This is a genomic window from Agathobaculum sp. TL06 (assembly GCF_054658635.1).
Map to the genome: position 1 here is coordinate 1 of NZ_BAAGGY010000019.1, position 21111 is coordinate 21111.

Here is a 21111-nt window from a genome sequence, read left to right on the forward strand (position 1 = left end):
GTATATATCTTTTCCTCCTTTGAAAAGTCAATAACACTTATGCTGGGATTATTTTGAAAAGCAGGGATAACAAATTTAGAATATTGTGTTTCTCTATCAGAAACAATAGGAATGAGGATAGAAAAATTAAAAAAGTCCAATCTAAAAAGTAATTTTGTATACTCGCAGGGAGCTTTTTCATTCCTTTGATACAAAAATGCAGACACTCCGTTCAGGGGGTTAATTCCCGGAAATTGTGCTAGTATTCCTTTATTTGGCAAACCGTTTATATATTTTTCTGATTCAGTATTATTGTCAAACGGTGGTTCATTTCTTACATATAATCCCAAAGATGTAATACCTATCGCATATTCATCCCACAAATCAATAGGAAGCAAACTGTATCCCATTTTTAGCAATGCAGCATACACCAAGCGTGGATTATATCTGTTCCTTGGAATCTCAATTGCGAATCCTTCTTCTGTTTCTCGGAAAATTCCTCTTCCACTTTTTTCAATAATATAGTCCTGTGGGAAGTAATTTTTATCCGAATTACTACCACTTCCTCTTTCTAGTCGATAAGTTTTATACGATAACTCTTTATCTTCTGGCATGTCTTTAATAGTAATAGTCCCATTTTTCCCCTTTATCTGAGAAACGAACTTGAATGGAGCAATATATTTACCAAATGCGTCCTCTAATTTTTGCCCAAATGCAAAATTACATTTATCACACTCGAAATGATTAAATAATGTTTTATTACCTATAGATTCCGAAACTGCATGAGCAATTTTGGAAAATTTAACATCTGGATATGATTGAGCACAAAACATGCAGGTTCGTTCATTTTTAGCTATCTGCAATCCATGACATTCACGCCGTACACCCGTGACATCAATTTTTTCAAATTTTATTAGTGGATCATATATTTCATTGAAAATCACTTTGTTCACCAGCCTAACCTGAATCTTAGCACCATTTTTGACCATTACTCTAACGTGATGTTAAATGAAACTTTAGCAATTAAAAAATTTCTCCAATAAAGTTGTAAACAATCCTGACTTCCTGCTCCTTTTGCCCATCAACTTTCTTGACTTCACCGACCAGGATACGGCTGATCAGGCGGTTCAGCACCGTTTCATCCAGTTCCTGAATTGTGGCATACTGCCGAATCTCCCGGATAAAGGTACGGACTTCACTTTCCTGAGCATTGGACTGCTGAAGCATTCGCATCAGTTCCTGCAACCGGCGCTGATTTTCTTCCTGTTCCTGCTCCATAGCGGCGGTCAACTTCATAAAACGCTGCTCAGAAAGCACACCCTTGGCCTTGTCGGTGTAAAGGCTCAGGAACATATCGTCAATTTCTCGGTTTCTGGCTTCCAGACGCTCACGCTCTTTCTGCATCTCGGAAGCATCCGCCATATATCGGCGCTCCATCCGGCTGCTCAACCGCTGATAAAAGGCATCTGCATCTTTGAGCGCCGTCGCTGCCAATTCCTGAATGTCCTTCAGGACAAGATTATACAAATCCCTGGCTTCGATCTTATGGCTGGTGCAGGCGTTTTTGCCCAGCCGGTTGTAGGTCTGGCAGATATAATACGCCTTATCAATCGGCTCCCGCTGCTCACCAGTAAATCGGTTTTTGCCAGTTCTGCCGACCTTTTCATACCGTACCTGCATGGATTTCCCACAGGTAGCGCAGTAGATAATGCCGTGGAACAAATTATAGAACGGGCAGGCGTTTCCCTGCATAATGGTTGGTCTGCGATCGATTAGCTCCTGAACCTTTGCCCATTCCTCCGGTGTCACAATCGCTTCATGACAACCCTCAATGATTTCCCAGTCCTCACGGGGAATGATGTCATAGGTGTTGGAACGAATCCCTTTCTGGTGTGTCCGGCAAACCAGATGAGCGCCCTTATAAAAGGGGTTACGCAGGATATGGCTGATTCTTGCGCCGCCCCACGCATAGTAGTTGACATCGCAGGCTGTATTTCCTTTTACTCTGGTGATGGGAACCTTGTCCTCCATCAGCTGCTTGGCAATCCGCATACAGCCCCAGCCATCCAGTGCCAGGTCATAGATTTTGCGAATCACCGGCGCAGTCTCCGGGTCAAGGATCAAATGTCCCCGATCCTCCGGGTCACGCATCAGCCCCAGGGGAGGCTGTCCGCCACAGAACTTTCCCTGTCGGGAACGGGTCATACGCCCCGCCAGCACTTTCTTGGAAATATCCCGGCTATACATATCGTTCAGGATATTCTTGAAGGGCGTGATGTCCATTTCCTGACGGGTCAAACTGTCCACGCCATCCGTAATGGCAATATAGCGGACATTGTGTTTGGGGAAGAAGATTTCAATATAGCTGCCGGCTTCGATATAATTTCTTCCCAGTCTGGACAGGTCTTTGGTAATGACACAGCTAATTTTGCCGGCCTCAATATCGGAAATCATCCGCTGAAAAGCCGGACGATTGAAATTTCGGCCTGTGTAACCATCGTCCACATAATACTCATACTGGAACATCCCGTTTTTCTCGGCAAATTCCTTGAGCATAAGTTTCTGATTGCTGATACTCATACTCTCGTTATCGCCGCCATCGTCCAGAGAAATACGGCAATAGAGGGCTGTGATTTTCTGATTGACTTGTTTTTTCCTGCTCATAGTAATCTCCTTCTATGAACAGGGACACGATATGTATATTATATCATGTCCCTGTTTTTCCTTCAACCAATTCCCTCAGCTTGCCTTGCGTTCCAGCCATTCTTCAAAGTGTTCGCAGGTTTGCCGTTCAATGAGCTGTTCAAAGGCTTCCTGCATGGTTTTATCACCTGAAAACTCCCGTACCACGATAAACTTTACTTTTTTGCTCTGCTTGTTTTCTTGCTTTTGAGTTTTCTCCATAGGCTACCTCCATAGATCAGAAAAGCCAGACAAAGGGCATCGGCAACGAAGTCCGGCAACGGAATCCGAAAAACCTGTAACCTATCGTCTGGCCATCGTTTCTTACTTTTCAAATTTTCTTGTGAAATCTCGTTGCTTTCGTTGTCAGAGAACAGATACCCGTACCAAAAGCCTTGCTTTACGGGCATTTATCGTGTCTACACCCACATTTTTACAGCAACAAAGTCGGCAACCAGCCGACAACCAACCGGGCAACAGGCCCTGTAAATCAGGCAATCCACTCCTTTGGCAGCTCCAGTTGACGGACCTCTTCCTCGCTCAGCTCCACAAACCCACCTTCGTTGTCGGGCACTTCGTTGCCGGAAATCTCTCGTTCCCAGCCACGCTGCCGCCCATATCCAACAAACATCCGTGGGTTAGAGAAAGGCTTCCAGCCCATCACCACCGTGTTCATGATCTCATTGATGTTGTGCAGTTGCCACCGCTTTGGCTCCTCAAAAGCGTGTCCCAACGCTTCCTTGAACAGCTGCTTGGAGCAGACCACATTTCCGGTGTAGTGTTCCAGGAAGCCCTGAATCTGCCCGGCCTCAGTATCCTCCGGCATGAAGTCTTTCTGAACCTCCACCAGCTGCCGCTGAATCTCCTTTGAAAACTTCATAGAATACTCGCCGCTGCGGTAAATGGTCATAGCCTCCGCCCACATCTGCAACAGATATTCTCTGGAAGCGGCTTCATCCTCCAGAATGTGAACCTCCGCTTTCTCCGGGTAAATCATCACTGGCAGGAACCGGCGGTTCCCGGCCCGGTCAAGTGGGAGAAAGTCCAGCGTGTTGGAGGAACCACCGAACACACACTGCCTCAGCCGGTCTTTGGGCTGGGTCTCATAGGGCGTGCGGTAGGTTTCCTTTTGGCGGCTGATAAAGGAGCGGATCTCCTCGATGCTCTTGGCGTTACTGGTGGCCAGCATCTCCGACATCTCGATGATCCAGTGGCCTTGCAGCTTGGCAAACACCTTGTCATCATCCAGCTTTTTTAGGTCATCAGAAAACCACTCATCCTGTATCGCCAGGAAGCGAAAGAAGGTGGATTTTCCGGCTCCCTGGCCGCCTACCAGACAGAGCAGCTCCTCATACTTGGAGCCTGGATGGAATACCCGGCGGATAGCTCCCAGCAGGAAGTGTTTGAGCATTTCTTCCACATAGTCGCTCTCATCTGCCCCTAAAAAGTGATGCAGGCAAGAGCGTATCCGGGGTATGCCGTCCCACTCCAGGCTGTTCAGCACATCCTGGATAGGGTGATAGCAATTTTCGTTTGCCACGATAGAGAGCGCCGCCATTAGCTTCTTCTCACTGGTCAGGCCGTAGTTCTGTTCAAAGTAAAGGAGCAGATATTTGACATCAGTATCAGTCAAGGCGCTGGTGCTTCTACGCCAGCCCAGATCCCGCACAATATCCACACGGTCGGTCAGCAGATTCAGCCGGATTGCGCCCCGCAAAAACGGATCTTGGCAAAACACTGTGCGGCAATTTCCAATGGTGTTGGCCGGTTGTCCTTTTTCTGTCGTGGAAAGGCTTTCCCGCACTTCATAAACGTTCAATGTATCACTTTTGGCCTGCTGGGTTACAGGCACTAAACTCTGCGATTCGCTGTGCAATGTTTCTCACCTCCTCAAAGGAAAAGCATCTGATTTATTCGCAAAATCAGATGCCTTAAAGCTCCATATCCTGTTTTTCCTGCTGCTTTTTCCGGTTAGATTCTCTCTGTGCGCTATCCTGCTTGGCTTTTTTCAGGAAAGCAAGAATAGATTCCTTGGCCTTTTCCTGAATCTGCTGTTTGCCAGCCTGCTTGACCTCCGGCTGCATCAGCTTCTTCTGGATTTTTGTCAGCGCAGACTGCATGGCGTTTTTGATTTTTGTAATGACCCCATCCAACCGAGCGGCGGCATACTCACGCTCTTTTTGCGGCGCTTTCCGTTCCGGCGAGAGTACCCAGTTTTTCGTTTCCTCCACCAATCGGAGATCCTCCCTATGGGTTTCCTGCCGGACAGTATCGGTGACAACCTCCACCGCCTTGTCATAGGCAATATCCGAAACTTCCTCCACCAGCGTTTCCACATCCTCAATTTTCAGGGTCAGCTCCTCCAGCTTCTGTTCTTGAGAGGCCAGCTGCTCCTTTTGCTTCATCAGAATGTAGTCCTGCTTTTCCAGATACGCCCGCCCACCATAGGACGGCTCCTGCTCCAAATGCACCCCATGTTTGCGGCTGATGTCAAAGAGCATCGTCCGGCATACTGCATCAAAAGTCTGTTTTCGGTTGTTGTGTTTGCCCTTGGGTTTACTCGGATCAGGCAATTCAAACCCCAGTTCTTCCAGCGCCTTTTCCTGTTGGGGACACAGCTCCCCATACCGGTTTTTACAGTCAAACACATGGCGTTCATGGATGTGGGGCGTACCCTCATCCAGATGCAGCGCCCAGTCCAGAATGTGGATATGGGAACCAAAGCGCCGTTCAAACTCCTCATAAAATTCGCTGACAATGAGTGCCAGAGTACCCGGTGGAACGGATTCTTCCATGGTGCCGATCTGGTAGATACTTTCCTCCGGGCAAGTTTTGTTATTTTTCAAAAGGTCTTCTACCGTGCGGTTGCGCTCGGTGTGTCGTGTTTTCTCGTTCCGGGCATTCTGGGCATCCACATGGTCGGAGTAATGCTCGTAGTAGTACATCCGCTCGATTTCTTCGAAGCTAAAATCCGGCTGTTCCGTTTTCTCCCGAAGTTCCGGGGTAGTGAAGCCCCGGTAGCAGTCCCAGTACACATTTTTCTTGGCTCGCTGGGCATCAATGTGTTCGCTGTTCTCGACATCAAACCGGCGGTCATTGTGCCGGGGATTATAGGTGCCATGCTTGCCGGAGCGTCCGTTGTGCCGTGTCAGTTTCAATTTCCATCCCTCCAATCTCTGCTGATTTTTCCCGAATGGGGAGCAGCGGCGAAGCCGCCAAACCTGCGGATTTCTGCGTCAGGTAATACCCAGTACGAATTGACGCAAAGCATCAACTCTCCCTGGGCAAGGCGTTTCACCCTTGACCCGATGGGGCGGCTGCCCTCAACCCGCCAATGGGCCTTGCCCCTTGACCCCAACAGGGCGCTGCCGCCCCTGCACCCAGGCACAAAGGGCTTGCCGCCCTCTGTACTCCTGCCCGGAGAAGCTGACTTTCATCGCTTGTGCGGTTTCTGTCAGCTCCTCCGGCTCTGAATGCTCCTTTTGTCGCATTTCCCGGCAGGGGGATGCAGGGGTATCCCGTTACCAATTCACCGCAAAATACCGGGTGCAGACCCGCCATTTTCCTGTGAATTGACCCGATTTCAGGCGCTTTTCTTGTCCGTCCGCAAGACCTGAAATCCGTGCTGTTTGGCGTATTCTCTGGCAGCCGCCAGCCGCTCCTCACTGTACGGCGGCACCAAACGGATGGACAGGCGGGACTTGTCCATCACATAGGTCACGCTGCCCTCAGTAGTGCTGCGCTCCAACCGGCACAGCTGGGGATACTTCCGGCTGAACTCCGCCAGCCTGCGCTTCAGATCGGCGTTGAAGGTGTAGATACTGGCGGCGTCTTCCGCCTCATTCCAGTTGATGATGGTTTCTTTCTCATACTTAGACAGCTTCGTCATACAGATCCTCCTCATAGTCGGTGTTTTCCTTTACCAAACGCAGGCGGCGCTTGGCACGGTAATACTCGTCCATCTCCGCACGGAGCTGGTGATAAAAGCCGGTGTACCAGCTTTCTGCCATCTCCGTTTCCATCTTCCGGGCCAGCTCCAGCATCCGGTGCTTGGCCTGCGGGTCAACAGTAAGGGCAGTCAGCCATTTGAGCCTTGTCACCGTGTTGTGGTGGTTGGGACAGGCAAAGTCGTACAGCACTTTCTTTTCTCGGATACTCAACTTCATAAAAAACAACCTCCTAAAAGTTTATTTTCCATGTGTTAGTTGCCGGTTTGTCTGCAATCGCTCCTGCCCGGATTTTTCCCAGCGTATTGTCCTCCTTGGTGCGCTCCTGTCATGGCGTCACCTCCCCAGAGGTCATACCCCTTGCAGCCGGTCATTCAATTTTCAAGGTTCTGTGTCTCCTGACAAAACTCATTTTACCGAAAAAACAGGCCCTCTCCCGTATGTCTAAAACGATGGAAAACGGCTTGAAACCAGCATATTTCCACGCTTATGGAATCATGGTATAATGGTTAAAAACGGCAGGATTTTCCTGATGAGAGGGGGAGTTTAGATGCATACAAAACTGTCTATCCCGGAACGATTAAAAGACTTGCGGGTGGTGGACAAGCACCTGACGCTGGAGCAACTGGCCGAGCAGACCGGGCTTTCCAAATCTGCGCTCAGCAAATATGAGAGCGACGATTATAAGGACATCAGCCCCTTTGCCATCGCTACGCTGGCGGAATTTTACGGGGTGTCCACCGATTACCTGATGGGATTGTCAGAAAATAAAAATCACCCAAACACAGAGCTTCAGGCCCTGCATTTGAGTGATGATATGGTTACATTATTGAGCAGCGGGAAAATCAACAACCGGCTGCTGTGTGAGATTGCTACACACGAAAACTTCCAGCGGCTGATGACGGATATTGAGATTTTCGTTGACCGGATCGCCGATATGCGGATTGCCCAGATGAATCTGGTGCTGGAGGCCACCCGACAGGAAGTGATCCGCAGCCATGCGCCGGGGGAAAACGACCTTTATGTCCGCACGCTGGAGCTTGGACAGGTGCAGGAGAGCGATTTTTTCAGCCACACGATCCATGATGATTTGGACAGCATCGTCCAGGACATTCGTAAGTCCCATGTTACCGACCGCACCACCGCCGATCCACAGCCAACTTTTACAGAGGTCAAGGAAAAATTTGACCGTGCCATGCAGTTGGGCAGTAACGAGGAACGGGTGATTCATGAGTTCTGCGACCAGATGCAGATTCCCTTTGACAAGATTGCATCCGAGGATTTCTCAGCGTTTATGCGGATATTGAGCCTGTCCAAGTTGCTGAAGAATCCCAACAATATGAGGGGAAAGGCTCGGCCGCAAGTCTATCACAATGCCAAGAAAAGAAAGAAGAGATAAGACTAAATGAAGTGATACCGACTTGAGCATTTGACTTGCTATGTTTTAGAAAACATCGTAAGTCAAATATGGCAGAAAATGTGTAGCCAAAACATATCTGTTTGGGACGGTAATCAGATTGATCGTCTCCTTTACGACTCTATAGTTGCTCCCCAAGGGCCTGGATTCTACTTGTGATGTAAAATCCAGGCCTTTTGATTCCCAAAGTAATCAAACTGAGGCTTCAAATAATAATGTGATTGGGTTGCCTTGAAACACATATAATTTTGTGATTTGGCTTGTGTTTTTTGCTGTTTTGGCATATAATAAAAGTGTGATTAAGAAGCACTGGATCTATCATAAAAGTGTGATGGGGTGTATATATGGAACGATTGATTTTGAAGAAACTACTGAACTGGAAGAATTCTCCCTATCGCAAGCCTTTAATTTTGAAAGGTGTGCGTCAAGTCGGCAAGACCTGGATTCTGAAAGAATTCGGCAAACGCTACTACGAAAACACTGCTTATTTCAACTTTGATGAAAACGAAGAATATAAGCAATTCTTTGAAACCACAAAAGATGTGGACCGGATTTTGCAGAATCTCATGCTGGCAAGTGGTCAGAAGATTATGCCAGAAAAGACCCTCATTATTTTTGATGAGGTACAGGACTGCCCTAAGGTCATCAATTCTATGAAGTACTTTTGTGAGAATGCGCCGCAATATCACATTGCCTGCGCTGGTTCTCTCCTGGGAATTGCCTTAGCAAAACCTTCTTCTTTTCCGGTAGGTAAAGTCAACTTCATGCAGATTGATCCTATGACCTTTACAGAATTTCTATTGGCCAACGGGGATGAGAATCTGGCAAACTATCTGGAGACAGTAAACACCATTGAGCCGATTCCCGATGCCTTTTTTAATCCTCTGTATGAAAAGCTGAAGATGTACTATGTGACCGGTGGTATGCCGGAATCCGTCAAGATGTGGACGGAGGCAAGAGATGTGGATGCCATGCAGGAAGCCCTGTCCGGGATTATTGGTGCTTATGAGCGTGACTTTGCCAAACACCCTAATATCAGCGAATTCCCCAAGATTTCGATGATATGGAAGTCCATACCGTCCCAGTTGGCAAGAGAAAACAAAAAGTTTATCTACAAGGTAGTCAAAGAAGGGGCACGGGCCCGTGAATACGAGGATGCTTTGCAGTGGTTGGTGGATGCCCGACTGGTGCATAAGATCTACCGCAGTACTGCTCCTGGCCTGCCTGTAGCTGCCTATGATGACCTCTCTGCCTTTAAGATTTATCTGGTAGATGTGGGACTGCTCCGCAGACTGGCGCAACTGGCGCCGACTGCCTTTGGCGAGGGCAATCGGTTATTTACCGAATTCAAGGGGGCATTAACCGAAAATTTTGTGCTTCAGACTTTGATTACACAGTTTGAAGTGACACCTCGGTACTGGACGCAGACAAATCCTCCTTATGAGGTGGATTTCCTGATTCAGCGTGAAAACGATATTTTCCCTGTGGAGGTCAAGTCCGAAGCCAATACCACCAGCAGGAGCCTTAAGAAATTCAAAGAGTTGTTCCCGGATCAAGTTAAACTTCGTGTCCGGTTCTCACTGGATAATTTGAAGTTGGATGATGATGTGCTGAATATCCCGCTGTTTATGGCAGATCAGACCGATCGGCTGATTGGGATTGCACTGGAACAAAAGAAGGCATAAAGGAGATAATACCATGAATTACAGAACAGAGGATGAAGTAAGAGATAGTGCAAAGCTCATTCTTGGTTTTGACAAAACTGAACCTAAAGTTAAACAAGGAACAGGCCAGATTACAACTTTTAACCAGCTGGGATTTAAAGGCATAATTGACAAACCAGATGGATGGTACCTGCCGGATGACAAAGGGATACCTGCAATTATTTTGGAAACAAAATCCGAATCAGAGGACATTACTTTACAAAAGTGGGTCAATGAACTGACAAAAAACTGCAAAATCGCTTTAACACAATATAAGCACGTTGTTGGTATCTTGTATAATGGAAACGGTGTTCGTGTATTTCTCGACAATATTGAGGCAGAGTCTACGGCACCGACATTGCAAGATAAATCCTATTATTTGACGTTGTTTACTAAGAACACGATCGATAAGCAGCAGATATATAACCTCACAAAACGTATAAATGATTGTCTGCATATCGATTTTGGCATTAAGAATTTATATCATCGGATGATTTTCACTGCATGTGCCTTAGTTGGTAAACGCTACGGTGCCTTTATGGTTAAAGGAATGGATTTCACTTTGATGAAAAATTCTATTCTTAGTACGCTCTCCAAATCCTTGGAGGAAAGTAGAAAGCAAAATCTTAAACTTGACCTCCTGATTGAAGTTTACTCTGAAATCAAAATGAACAATACAACCAATCAGGATGCAATCGATAATTTTATTGAGTGGATTACACAGATTTCTGACTGCGTTAATTCTGACTATTGGAATGGCGAAGATGTCATGGGCATCTTTTTTAACGAATTCAATCGTTATAAGAAAAAATCCGAAAGCGGCCAGGTATTCACTCCAGACCATATTACGTCGTTTATGTATCGCCTGATTGACGTAGACAAAGATGATCGTGTTTTGGATGCAGCTTGTGGTTCAGGTGCATTTCTTGTAAAGTCCATGTGCAACATGATAAAAGAAGCAGGCGGTGTAAAAACTAAGAAAGCTGCTGCCATCAAGGACGTTCAACTATACGGCATTGAATTTGATCGTGAAATATTTGCACTGGCCTGTGCAAATATGCTTATTCACAAAGATGGAAAGACAAATCTGGAACAGTTGGATAGCCGGACACAGGAAGCATGTGACTGGATAAAGTCCAAAAATATCACGAAAGTATTAATGAATCCGCCCTTTGAATCTAAGTATGGTTGTTTGACTATTGTCGACAATGTGTTAAAAAGCGTACCAAAGGGGACTAAATGTGCATTTATTTTGCCGGACAAAAAACTGGAAAAGGATAGAAAAGGCAAGAAACTTCTTTAGCATAGTACATTACATAAAATTATTAAGCTTCCGGAAAAAGTATTCTCCGAAGGTGTTACCGCATCAATTTTCATATTCGAGGCCGGAGTACCTCAAAAGGATCGAGAAATTTTTGCCTGTTATATTGAAGATGATGGGCTGGAAACAGTTAAGAATCAGGGCAGACAAGATACTAAAAATCGTTGGCAGAGCATCGAAGACCAATGGATCGACACTATAAGGAAACAATCCGGCCATGTAACCATTCAATGGATTAAACCCAAAGAGCACTTGAGCTATCAAATGCCCAAGAAAGAGTTTGAGATATTTGAAGAAGATTTTGCAAAAGCAGTTACAGACTACCTTATGTTTAGCAAAGGAATCGATGTTAGAGAGTTCAATGAAGCTTTAACATCGAAAATTGTATATAGTAGCAAAATTATGCCTTCTGAAACATCAATTTCTATTCTTATTGATCGGGAAGGTGATTTGAATGAGTAAAATAGATACTACACAATGGAAAGATTATGCTATAGCCGACCTGTTTGAAATAAAAAAGGGGACTCGTCTGACTCGAGCGAATATGAAAGACGGTGACATACGATACATTGGTGCATCAACCTTCAACAATGGTATCACTGCCCAAATTTCGAACGACGAGCATCTTCATCCAGCCAATAGCATTTCAGTAAGCTATAATGGATCTGTAGGAGAAGCTTTTTACCAAGATGAACCTTTTTGGGCTTCAGACGATGTGAATGTTCTTTATCCCAAGTTTCAGCTTACTCGCAATATTGCACTTTTCATCATTCCAATTATTAAGCAAATCGGAAAGCAATACGCCTTCATAGATAAGTGGAAAAAAGAGGATATGGAAAGGGATATGCTTAAACTTCCGGCAAAATCTGATGGAACCCCTGACTTTGATTATATGGAAGAATATATTGATAAGCAAATTGCTCGTTCTTCCACATTTATCGCACAATTCAGACATAGAGTTCCATCTTCGAAAGGGAAAATAACGACAAGCAATTGGAAATCCTTTCGTATAGAGCAGTTGTTTGATGTTGTAAAGGGAAGCCGTTTAACAAAAGCGGAAATGAAGGATGGTACAATTCGATATGTAGGGGCATCATCGTTCAACAATGGCATTACAGCTTATATATCCAATACGGAGCAACTCCATCCCGCAAACACCCTTACGGTATGTTACAACGGTTCTGATATTGGACGAACCTTCTATCAGACAGAGCCATACTGGGCTACAGATGATGTGAATGTTTTATATCCTAAGTTTGAAATGAATGAAGATCTGGCAATGTTTTTTGCTCCAGTCATAAAATGTGTAGGCGGACTACATGAATATGGTGATAAATGGAAACTGGAGGACATGAAGAAAGATGTCATTAAACTCCCGGTAAAGGATGATGGAACTCCAGATTTTATGTTTATGGAATCATACATTCAAAAGATCAAAAAAGCCGCAACAGAACGCATCTCAATTCTTCGTAATATTTAAGATTAAACGCTGGTATGCAGACTGGAGTTCCACAAAGGAGATAGCGGATTATGCAATTATCAAAGATTAAAATAAAAAACTACCGATTGCTTATTGATGCTGAACTGGAAGTCGATCCAAAAACAACCTTAATTGTAGGACGCAATAATACCGCCAAAACCTCGTGCTTCGAGTGCATCGGTAAAGTATTGGATGGAACTCCGTTTTCTTTCAATGATTACCCCTTGTCGAAAAGGGACAATCTATATGCTAATATTGCTTCGTTCATGGCAAAGGAAATTGCTTTTGAAGATCTATGTGAACGGCTGGAACCAATATCCATAGAGTTCCTTGTAGACTATTCCCTGGATGACCCGGAGGATAACTTAGGCGCATTGTCTCCGTTTATCATTGATGTAGATGTGGATACCACTACAGCGTTGATTCGTGCCGAATACAAATTGAAAGCAGACGAGAAAGGTATTTTGAAAATTTTAGAGCCAAACTATTATGAGAATGGGAGCTTTTCTCCTGCTGATGATGTCCATAATGCTATTATAAGCAATTTCCACAAGCTTTTTGAAATGACGATTTGTGCGATAAATCCAAAAAATCCAGAAGAAAAGCAGAGTAAAAAGCAGAAAGAGCTGGCCGAATTATTTCCGTTTCACATTATTCAGGCAGAGCGCCGCCTTGGTGAAGACGGAACCCAAGACAATTCTTTGTCTTCGCTTATCTCTGATTTCTTTGACATGAGTGAAGACGAATTAGATCCAAGTGTTTCTGAAAAAGTTAAGGAACTTCGAGCTATTGTTGAAAACGCCAACAAAAACGTCCAACAACAAAGCGATAGCATCCTAAGCGCTCTGGTTAGCAACGCAGTTGGGTTCGGTTATCCCAATGGAGAAGAACTACAGTTAGGGGTTACAACCCAACTAAGCATTGATGACCAGATAAAGAATCAAACACAACTTTCTTATACTGCTGGAACAAGTAAAGAGCGACTCCCCAGTACTTATAATGGCTTGGGATATAAAAATCTGATCAAAATGGAATTTCTTCTTGCAGCATTCGCCAAAAAGGTAGAAAAATGTGGGGACGCCTGTATACCGTTGCTTTTTATCGAAGAACCAGAGTCTCATATGCACCCGCAGATGCAGCACGCCTTTGCAGAGTACTTAGAAGCGTTTCTGGCGAAAATTACTTCTGTAGGGATTCAAACTTTGATAACTTCGCATTCTGCTCATATTGCGAACACAATGGTTTTCTCTAAAATTCGATATGCGCAAAAAACAAAGGCCGGTGTTATCTATAAAAATCTAAATACGTTTGCTCAGGAGAATCCGTCTAACACTGATTTCATCCGAAAGTATCTTACTCTAACCAAGTGTGATTTATTTTTTGCAGATAAAGCAATCTTTGTTGAAGGGGCGTCAGAACGTTTGTTGTTACCCGACATGATCGATAAATGCGCTAAGGCGGGGGACTTTGATTCTCGGGAATATAAACTACCTGCTCAGTATTATGCCTTGGTTGAAATCGGCGGTGCGTATGCCTATAAATTTATTCCGTTCGCTGAGTTTTTGGGTATCCCATGCCTTATTCTTACTGATTTGGACTCTGTGTCTGGCCAAAAAGGTGCGAATGGGAGAATATATTATAAGTCTGTTCCGGTTTCATGCGGTGAAACAACATCTAATGAAACTCTAAAATGGTGGGTCCGGAAGATCAAAGGGCTTTCAGCGGAAGATAATACTCAAATCGCTCTAACTGATATTACATCGATGTCTCCTGCTGATAAAACTCGATGCAAATGTCACATTGAATTCCAAACAACAGAGAACGGGTTGTGCGGACATTCTTTGGAAGAAGCAATCCGGAATGTCAACCGTGCACATTATGAATTAGGGGATACTCCTACTGAAGACGATCTTGAGTTTTCAGGGAAGAGTAAAACAGATTTTGCTCTTAATCTCATTTGTGAATGTGAGGATTATGCTATTCCAGCCTATATTAAAGATGGGCTGGTGTGGCTCAATGACCAACGGGTGCTTGAGTAAGGAGGTGTAAGTTCGTGAGTGAAGAATACAAAAGGACAAACTACGACCTCGCAAAAGCTGAAGCCGATAAAGTAGATGAACAAATCATTTCAGCACTTCAGAATGGGATTAGCTTTCGTGTGGAGGCTGGTGCAGGCTCAGGCAAGACATATTCGCTGAACAAAGCCATTGAATGGATTCAGGCAAATAAGTGGACGGAGTATCGCCGAAAGAAACAAACTGTAGTTTGCATCACATATACTAATGCTGCGGTGGATGTGATTGCTGAACGACTATCAAAAGATTCATTTATTCTTCCATCGACAATCCACTCCTTTGCATGGAACGCTATCAAACAGTATCAAAGCTTTCTCATTGATATTGTCACAAGCGATCCTGACTTCTTGCCAGATGAAGGAGATTTTTTCAAGGTCACAGAAGTTACATATACCTTGGGGCATCGTTACAAGGAAAATGGAACTCAATATTTATACCACGATGACGTTCTAAAGCTCTTTTGTCGGCTTTTAGATAATGCAAAATTCCGGCGTGTATTCGCAGACAAGTATCCTTTGATTTTAATTGATGAGTATCAAGATTCCTATAAACCGATCATTGATCGCTTTATTAACTTCTTTATCGCAGAGAAAAAAGGCCCTCAATTCGGTTTTTTTGGTGATGCCTGGCAAACCATTTATCAATCCAACAAGGCTTGTGGTCTAATTGAAAATGAGAACCTCGCAATTATCAAGAAAGGCTCAAATTTCAGATCTGCACCACGGATTGTTCGGCTTCTAAATGATTTGCGGCCTGACTTACCCCAAACATCTGCAATAGATGATTTTGACGGAGAAGTGATTGTAATTACCTGTGACGATTACACTGGCCCTCGCCGGACAGAACGTAATCTAAAAGGCGAATTACCTGCGGAGGAATTAAAGAATCGTCTAAGTAATGTCACAGAGAAGATCAAGAGTGAATCATCCGAAGATGATGATCTAAAAGTTCTAATGATAACGCATAAGGTACTCGCTACGCAGCAAGGGTACGAACAACTTTTAGAAATTTTAGCTGACGGTCTGAGAGATAAAGAAGATCCGTTCCTGCTGTTTTTTATGGATACTGTTGAGCCAATCTATAAAGCACTTAAAGATTCAAATATGCAGTTGCTTTTTGATACACTCGGAATGAAACACTTTCCCATTAAGAAAAAATCCGAAAAAGCCAAGTGGAAAGAGCTACAGCAGCAGTTGGAAGATGCTCGCACCAAAAGAGCAATTGATGTATTTGAGTTAATCAAGCGGACCAAATTGATTCCTATTCCCCCCAAATTGGATGGATGGTATCATCTATATCAGAAAGCGCCAGACACAGTGTATGCTTCTAATGCTTCAATTCAGTCATTTTTGGAATTGGACTACCTGCAATTTACCGCAGCAATCGATTTTTTGTTTCCTGATGCTATGTTTTCCACTGAACATGGCGTTAAAGGCGAAGAATATGATAATGTTGTCTTTGTTATCAGCAAAGGTTGGAATCTATATCAGTTTGAAACCTATGCACCGATGATAACAGGACACTCTAATGTTCCCGAAGGAAAGCAAGCTTCTTATGAAAGAAACAGAAACCTATTTTATGTTTGTTGCTCAAGGCCAAAAAAAAGATTGTTTTTCTTTGTGTCGGTTCCAATAGATGCAGTGTTCAGAGCTTTTCTTACTAAACTGGTTGGAACTGATAATATCTATACCTATAGCCAATATCTTGAAACAAATTTAAAATAATCAACACGAAATAGCGCCCATCGATCATTTCTGACGACCGATGGGCGCTACCGTTTATGTTCAATTATTCTTCCATTACTTCAACCATCATCCTGGCGCCCAACTTAAAGCTGCTCTGGAACAGCAGGCACTCTGCCATAGTCCGATATTCCTGAACAGCATCTGTGTACCGGGAGAACAATTCCTTCTGCTCATCTGTCATGGTAGCGAGAAGTTTTTCCTCGTTCCTGGTAATCAACCGGAGTACTTCTTTGTATTCCTTGCAGGCGATTGTATCGTATTCTGGCGGCTCAATATTACCGTACCAGAATTCTTCTAAAATCCTCATACAGCATCCTCCTGATAGATCAGCTCTCGGAGGATGATTTCCTCTGCACGGCTGCGGATGCTGTTCATTGCCCTGACCCATGCCATCTGATCATGAGCTTTCAGTTCCTCCGTGATTCCTTCGGCTTCTTTTATCTGGGCAATGATATAATCCAGCCGGTTCTGTGCCTGCTCATTCAGATCTGCCAGATATGTCCATAGTTTGCCTGTCAAAATCAGGTCGTTATACCGGGCTGGGTGGTATAGCTCCAGATAGGCTTTGTGCATACGGCCCCAAATTCCAATGGGTCGGCTTTCCTCCGGCAGCTGTAAGTCTGGGATGTAATAATCACCGACCAGCGTATAGCCGATGCCGTTTTCAATGGTTTTCTTCGGTAAGTGTTCCATAAGCGACCTCCTGTATTCGATTTTTCTCCGAATCCAGCTGATCGTGTCCCTGTTCATGTCAAATTCAAGGCAGCTGAACTCCTCATCAACAAGTATGGCATATCCTTTCCTAACTTCTGGTAATTCAGTCCGTGGGAGGTCTGCGCGCCCCGGTTCTCGCTTTGGTTGTAGCTGTCTATGGTTTCTTTCCCCAGCACATCCGCGATCTCCTTGGCGTTCTTGCCCCTGCCACTAAGGAAAAGCGTACAATCGCAGTTGTCGGAAATGATTTCCGCCGCGTCCTTGTAAATGGCTTTTAGCTGCGATTGGCTTTGCAAAATGATAGAAGCCGAGATTTCCCGGCTTCGGATGGTGGCAATCAGCTTGTCAAAATTTGGTATCTGGCCGATGTTGGCGAACTCGTCTAAAATCAGCCGTACATGGACGGGCAGCCGCCCGCCGTATTTATCATCCGCCCGGTCACACAGGAGGTTGATAAGCTGGCTCTGCACCATAGCCAGAATGAAATTAAAGGTCGTGTCCGTGTCGCTCATAATGAGGAACAGGGCCGTCTTTTCATCCCCGATGGTGTCAAGCCCCAGCTCGTCGTCCTCCATCAGCTCCCGCACTTCCCGGATGTCAAAGGGCGCTAATCTGGCCCCGCAGCTAATCAAAATCGAGGAACGGGTCTTGCCTGCGGATAACAGGAATTTCTTGTACTGGCGCACCGCAAAATGGTCGGGGTCTTTTTCTTCCAGCCGTTCAAACATCAGGTCAACCGGCGATTGAAATTCCGGGTCGTCCTCGCGGGCCTCCGACGCATTTATCATTTCAAGCAGCGTCGTGAAATTCATTTCATCGTCCGGCGCTTCGTACCAGATATAGCCAATGAGGGCGGAGTACAAAAGCCGTTCCGACTTCACCCAAAAATCCTCGGCGCTCTTTTCGCCCTCCCCCTTGGTGTTACAGATCAGCGTGTTTACCAGCTTTAGGATGTCTTTCTCGGAATGAATGTAGCGGAACGGGTTATACCGCATACTCTTGGAGAAGTTGATGGTATTCAGCACTTTCACCCGGTAGCCGCTTCGCACAAGGAGCTGGCCTACCTCCCCGATCAGGCCCCCTTTGGGGTCAGTGATAACAAAAGAGGTCGGATAGTCCTTGGACACGCACTGCATGAGGTTGGGTTTCACAAAAAATCTCGTCTTGCCGCTGCCGGAGCCGCCAATCACCAGCACATTTTTGTTTCTGGCTGTCTTGGGGTCTTTGGGCCGGTTGTTCATGGTGAGGCGTTCCGTCTGTGTCAGGAGGATATTGTTATCAAACACGGGGTCGATGTACGGGGCTATATCTTTGGGGCCGCCCCATCGTGCGCTGCCGTATTCCACTCCTTTGCGGTATTTCTTGGCGTTTTTGCCTTTCAGGTACACCATCAGCCGCAGCAGCGCCGCGCCGGTCACGCCGATCAACAGGTCAAAGCCGTGGAAGCTGGGGGCGGCGCTCTCAAAAGCCGCCGAAAACCCGTCGAGGAAGTGCAGCAGCTTTTCCGAAATATCCGCCCCGGCCGCCAGCCGGTATGCCTGCCCCAGCTTGCCGAACAGATAGACAAACAGAAGATAGGGCAGGTTTGCGATTATCAGTTTTTTTACTTCTGGCTTCAAAGCGACAGCCCCCTTTCCTTGACGTTCTCCTTGGCCCGTTGCTGGTTCTTGGCCGCAGCCTTTTGTTTCATGGCGGAGAGGGTCTTTCGGATAGAGGGCCGTTCCTCCCGGCTCAACTTCTTGGCGGTAAACTCCTTGAACGCCTGTTCCAGATTGTCCGCCTGCTTAGATTTGAAAATCACGATATAGCGGGGCGGATGGGTGGTACTGTCTTTCCGCAGGCTAAAATCAAGGTCGTATTTCTTGGCGTAGGGCTTAAACAGGCCGATGTTGGCCTCGGTGATTTCGATATTGGACAGCGCGGAGCCGTCCCGTTTGAGCTTCCGCAAGCTCTGTTGGCCGTGGGGCAGTTTGGCCTTGCCCTTTTTCCGGGCTTCCAGATACTTCTTTAGGGCCGCTTGCAGCACTTGGCCGGTGAGCTTGCCGGTCTTGATTGCTAACGCTATGGTTTTCTGATCGACTTCTTCCTGCAACTGCCATCCCTCCTTTGGAAGTCAAGCAGGCAGGCGGCACGGCTTAAATCCGCACCCGCAGGCCGGAGAGGTCGTCGGCGCGTATGCCTACCAGATACCATTTCTCCGCCATTTCCATGCGGGTCGGCCTCCATTTGCCGCCCACCATCACGTCAAAGGTTTCTCCACAGTGCAGGCCGCCGTAGTAGTCCGCCAGATCAAAACGGATGTCGTAGCGGTCTGTCTGCTCGTCAAATATCAATGCACCCTGTTTCATAGGGCCGTCCTCCTTTCAGATTTTGCCGGTGTTCATATCGTGGGCCACCAGCGCCGTGTAATAACCGTTGATGGTGCTTGGCGCATTGAACAGCGACGCCAGCAGGTATTTCTTGATGTTGCGGATTTCCGTGGTGTTCTTCCGCAGGCAGTCAATGACAAACTCAATGTGAGAGCTGTCCAGCTTCATCAGCTTGGCCTTTACTAACTCGGCGGGGTAATCGTCCCCCGCGATACGGATGGTCTTTCTGGCGCTGCATACGGTTTCCACAAGCAAGTCCACGATCTCGTCCAACAGCTCCCGGTCAGTCCGGGTATTCTGCACCAGATGGAAATACTCGATATTGTCCATAATGATTTCCCGATAAATCTCTATGGCGCTCTGTGTCGCCGCTTCCTTTCCATTCCGTTTCGGCGGCCCTGCCGCCCCGTCTGCCAAAGGAGAGGGAGGGGAAAGGATAGGAATGGAATCGGTATTTAATCCATCTGTTGTTGATTTTTCTGTATTTGATATATCTTTATTTAATTGCGTTGGATTTCCCTGCGTAGGTTTTTCCTGTGTTGGTTTTTCCAACATTGGATTTTCCAACGTAGGTGAATCCGGCGCTGGCTGGGGCTGTTCGTAAATGAGATAGTCCGCGCCGCGAAGCCGCCCCTGCCCGTCACGCTCACGGGAACGGACGATATATCCGGCCTGTTCCAGTTCCCGGACAGCCGCCCGGATAGCGTCGATCTGCTCCCGGTTGATAAGCGATAAGCCTTTCAGGGTAAAGTCCCAATCCTCCGGCAAGGACAGCATTTGCGAAAGCAGGCCCTTGGCCTTTAGGGATAGGTCTTTGTTCCGCAGGTGGTGGTTGGACATAACCGTGTAGCCCCGGTTTTTCTCCACGCGAAAAACTGCCATTTCGTCGTCAACTCCTTTCACTTGGAATTTCACCGCGCCGTCAAGGGCGGTGAGCTTGCCCGGCTGGTAGGGACATTCCTCATAGACGCAAAACTGATATTTCCAGTGCGGGCGGTAAAAGCGGCAGGTGCCGCAATCCTCCGGCGCTCCGGCCTCGCCGTTGTCAAAGTGGTCTGCGCCCGGCCTCTCCTGCATGAGCTGTTCAAAGGCCCGGTCGCTGCCGGAAGTAAAGTACATAGGCCGTCGCCTCCTTTCCGCTTTTGGGCAAAAAGAAAAGCCGCAGACTTTTTCAAAATCTGCGGCTTGGCCGGGGAACAGAAAAGGGCGCTGTCATGCTTGGCAACACCCTGTTTCTGTCTGATTATTCAGTTGTTTTGACACGCCCCGTTTTCCGCTGCCCTAAAAACATTGATTTTACTGGGTTTTTTTATGTTTTCTTATGGCAACGCTCTTTTCGCAGCCGTTTTCTTTATCCTACCGTTTTTCGCCCGTTTCCTCCTGCACCGTCAGCACATACGAGCCGTCCCGCTCCTCCGGCGCGATGCTGCCCCGGCACTCCCACCGGCCCTGCCGCCCGTCCTGCCTCACCACGCGGTCTGCGCGGCAGACCGGACGCCCTGCCCCGTCATACAGGGTCAGGGTGACCCGCATGCCCGCGCCCTGCTCTGGGGAAAGATGGTCCCGCTCGCAGGAGCGGCCCGCAAAAAACGCAAAAACCGCCAGCAGCGCCGCCGCCAGTATCCTCCTTAACGCTCCGCCGCATGGCGTACGCCGCTTTTCGCCGTTCATCCGCGCCC

At 46.5% G+C, this 21111-nt stretch carries 20 protein-coding genes and 1 pseudogene; 7 read left to right on the forward strand and 14 right to left on the reverse strand.

Annotation, left to right across the window (positions count from 1 at the left end; all coding sequences use genetic code 11):
- The 7 genes from ACYQ3S_RS11635 to ACYQ3S_RS11665 form a co-directional block, all read right to left on the reverse strand.
- Window positions 1–932 (reverse strand): HNH endonuclease (locus ACYQ3S_RS11635; RefSeq protein ID WP_459689289.1); only part of this gene is annotated, 932 nt, incomplete at its 3' end.
- Between the two features lie 70 nt (window positions 933–1002).
- The gene (locus ACYQ3S_RS11640) at window positions 1003–2643 is read right to left on the reverse strand and encodes a recombinase family protein (protein WP_459689291.1); all 1641 of its coding nucleotides are present in this window, start codon (window positions 2641–2643) and stop codon (window positions 1003–1005) included.
- Between the two features lie 75 nt (window positions 2644–2718).
- Window positions 2719–2883 (reverse strand): hypothetical protein, encoded by a 165-nt coding sequence (locus ACYQ3S_RS11645; RefSeq protein ID WP_204219375.1) that lies wholly within the window; start codon window positions 2881–2883, stop codon window positions 2719–2721.
- A 268-nt stretch (window positions 2884–3151) separates the two neighbouring features.
- Window positions 3152–4480, reverse strand: coding sequence for a virulence-associated E family protein (locus ACYQ3S_RS11650; RefSeq protein ID WP_459689293.1), 1329 nt, complete (start codon window positions 4478–4480; stop codon window positions 3152–3154).
- 112 nt (window positions 4481–4592) lie between these two features.
- Window positions 4593–5819, reverse strand: coding sequence for a serine/arginine repetitive matrix protein 2 (locus ACYQ3S_RS11655; RefSeq protein ID WP_459689295.1), 1227 nt, complete (start codon window positions 5817–5819; stop codon window positions 4593–4595).
- A gap of 425 nt (window positions 5820–6244) precedes the next feature.
- A complete protein-coding gene (locus ACYQ3S_RS11660; RefSeq protein WP_459689297.1) occupies window positions 6245–6550 on the reverse strand; it encodes a molecular chaperone in 306 nt (101 codons plus the stop codon).
- Entirely contained in the window at window positions 6534–6827 is a 294-nt protein-coding gene (locus ACYQ3S_RS11665) for a hypothetical protein (protein ID WP_369883270.1), read from the reverse strand. The genes ACYQ3S_RS11660 and ACYQ3S_RS11665 overlap by 17 nt, the downstream gene beginning before the upstream one ends.
- Window positions 6828–7158: 331 nt before the next feature.
- On the opposite strand from ACYQ3S_RS11665, the gene ACYQ3S_RS11670 reads away from it, so the two are divergent.
- The 7 genes from ACYQ3S_RS11670 (at window position 7159) to ACYQ3S_RS11700 (ending at window position 16328) form a co-directional block, all read left to right on the forward strand.
- On the forward strand, window positions 7159–8007 hold the full coding sequence (locus ACYQ3S_RS11670) for a helix-turn-helix domain-containing protein (RefSeq protein ID WP_459689299.1): 849 nt from the start codon (window positions 7159–7161) through the stop codon (window positions 8005–8007).
- A gap of 362 nt (window positions 8008–8369) precedes the next feature.
- Entirely contained in the window at window positions 8370–9710 is a 1341-nt protein-coding gene (locus ACYQ3S_RS11675) for an ATP-binding protein (protein WP_459689301.1), read from the forward strand.
- A gap of 13 nt (window positions 9711–9723) precedes the next feature.
- Window positions 9724–11031, forward strand: a complete 1308-nt coding sequence (locus tag ACYQ3S_RS11680; protein WP_459689303.1) for an HsdM family class I SAM-dependent methyltransferase — start codon at window positions 9724–9726, stop codon at window positions 11029–11031.
- 282 nt (window positions 11032–11313) lie between these two features.
- Window positions 11314–11511, forward strand: a complete 198-nt coding sequence (locus ACYQ3S_RS11685) for a hypothetical protein (RefSeq protein WP_459689305.1) — start codon at window positions 11314–11316, stop codon at window positions 11509–11511.
- Complete coding sequence (locus ACYQ3S_RS11690; protein WP_459689306.1) at window positions 11504–12529, forward strand: restriction endonuclease subunit S; 1026 nt, start codon at window positions 11504–11506, stop codon at window positions 12527–12529. The genes ACYQ3S_RS11685 and ACYQ3S_RS11690 overlap by 8 nt, the downstream gene beginning before the upstream one ends.
- Window positions 12530–12579: 50 nt before the next feature.
- A complete protein-coding gene (locus ACYQ3S_RS11695) occupies window positions 12580–14568 on the forward strand; it encodes an ATP-dependent nuclease (protein WP_459689308.1) in 1989 nt (662 codons plus the stop codon).
- 14 nt (window positions 14569–14582) lie between these two features.
- Complete coding sequence (locus ACYQ3S_RS11700; RefSeq protein WP_459689310.1) at window positions 14583–16328, forward strand: UvrD-helicase domain-containing protein; 1746 nt, start codon at window positions 14583–14585, stop codon at window positions 16326–16328.
- Window positions 16329–16392: 64 nt separating this feature from the next.
- Here ACYQ3S_RS11700 and ACYQ3S_RS11705 read toward each other — a convergent pair whose 3' ends face one another.
- The 7 genes and pseudogenes from ACYQ3S_RS11705 to ACYQ3S_RS11735 all read right to left on the reverse strand — a co-directional run bounded on the left by ACYQ3S_RS11705 (window position 16393) and on the right by ACYQ3S_RS11735 (window position 21103).
- Window positions 16393–16656, reverse strand: coding sequence for a DUF6809 family protein (locus tag ACYQ3S_RS11705; RefSeq protein WP_459689311.1), 264 nt, complete (start codon window positions 16654–16656; stop codon window positions 16393–16395).
- Complete coding sequence (locus ACYQ3S_RS11710; protein ID WP_459689313.1) at window positions 16653–17042, reverse strand: TnpV protein; 390 nt, start codon at window positions 17040–17042, stop codon at window positions 16653–16655. Before ACYQ3S_RS11710 ends, ACYQ3S_RS11705 begins: the two co-directional genes overlap by 4 nt.
- A 98-nt stretch (window positions 17043–17140) precedes the next feature.
- Window positions 17141–18682: pseudogene (locus tag ACYQ3S_RS11715) on the reverse strand (VirD4-like conjugal transfer protein, CD1115 family); the annotation flags it as partial.
- Complete coding sequence (locus tag ACYQ3S_RS11720; RefSeq protein ID WP_459689315.1) at window positions 18679–19155, reverse strand: PcfB family protein; 477 nt, start codon at window positions 19153–19155, stop codon at window positions 18679–18681. The gene ACYQ3S_RS11720 and the pseudogene ACYQ3S_RS11715, both read right to left, overlap by 4 nt.
- Window positions 19156–19198: 43 nt before the next feature.
- On the reverse strand, window positions 19199–19411 hold the full coding sequence (locus tag ACYQ3S_RS11725; RefSeq protein WP_459689317.1) for a DUF5348 domain-containing protein: 213 nt from the start codon (window positions 19409–19411) through the stop codon (window positions 19199–19201).
- Window positions 19412–19426: 15 nt separating this feature from the next.
- Window positions 19427–20551 carry a DUF6017 domain-containing protein gene (locus tag ACYQ3S_RS11730; RefSeq protein ID WP_459689319.1) on the reverse strand — a complete coding sequence of 375 codons (1125 nt, stop codon included), beginning with the start codon at window positions 20549–20551 and terminating at the stop codon, window positions 19427–19429.
- 237 nt (window positions 20552–20788) lie between these two features.
- A complete protein-coding gene (locus tag ACYQ3S_RS11735) occupies window positions 20789–21103 on the reverse strand; it encodes a hypothetical protein (protein ID WP_147573791.1) in 315 nt (104 codons plus the stop codon).
- Window positions 21104–21111 lie beyond the last annotated feature (8 nt).

Coding starts and splice junctions, on each gene's coding strand:
- ACYQ3S_RS11705 (WP_459689311.1), bottom strand. CDS start 16,656: ATGAGGATTTTAGAAGAATTCTGGTACGGTAATATTGAGCCGCCAGAA.
- ACYQ3S_RS11665 (WP_369883270.1), bottom strand. CDS start 6,827: ATGAAGTTGAGTATCCGAGAAAAGAAAGTGCTGTACGACTTTGCCTGT.
- ACYQ3S_RS11695 (WP_459689308.1), top strand. CDS start 12,580: ATGCAATTATCAAAGATTAAAATAAAAAACTACCGATTGCTTATTGAT.
- ACYQ3S_RS11670 (WP_459689299.1), top strand. CDS start 7,159: ATGCATACAAAACTGTCTATCCCGGAACGATTAAAAGACTTGCGGGTG.
- ACYQ3S_RS11645 (WP_204219375.1), bottom strand. CDS start 2,883: ATGGAGAAAACTCAAAAGCAAGAAAACAAGCAGAGCAAAAAAGTAAAG.
- ACYQ3S_RS11690 (WP_459689306.1), top strand. CDS start 11,504: ATGAGTAAAATAGATACTACACAATGGAAAGATTATGCTATAGCCGAC.
- ACYQ3S_RS11660 (WP_459689297.1), bottom strand. CDS start 6,550: ATGACGAAGCTGTCTAAGTATGAGAAAGAAACCATCATCAACTGGAAT.
- ACYQ3S_RS11735 (WP_147573791.1), bottom strand. CDS start 21,103: ATGAACGGCGAAAAGCGGCGTACGCCATGCGGCGGAGCGTTAAGGAGG.
- ACYQ3S_RS11680 (WP_459689303.1), top strand. CDS start 9,724: ATGAATTACAGAACAGAGGATGAAGTAAGAGATAGTGCAAAGCTCATT.
- ACYQ3S_RS11710 (WP_459689313.1), bottom strand. CDS start 17,042: ATGGAACACTTACCGAAGAAAACCATTGAAAACGGCATCGGCTATACG.
- ACYQ3S_RS11725 (WP_459689317.1), bottom strand. CDS start 19,411: ATGAAACAGGGTGCATTGATATTTGACGAGCAGACAGACCGCTACGAC.
- ACYQ3S_RS11685 (WP_459689305.1), top strand. CDS start 11,314: ATGCCCAAGAAAGAGTTTGAGATATTTGAAGAAGATTTTGCAAAAGCA.
- ACYQ3S_RS11675 (WP_459689301.1), top strand. CDS start 8,370: ATGGAACGATTGATTTTGAAGAAACTACTGAACTGGAAGAATTCTCCC.
- ACYQ3S_RS11640 (WP_459689291.1), bottom strand. CDS start 2,643: ATGAGCAGGAAAAAACAAGTCAATCAGAAAATCACAGCCCTCTATTGC.
- ACYQ3S_RS11730 (WP_459689319.1), bottom strand. CDS start 20,551: ATGTACTTTACTTCCGGCAGCGACCGGGCCTTTGAACAGCTCATGCAG.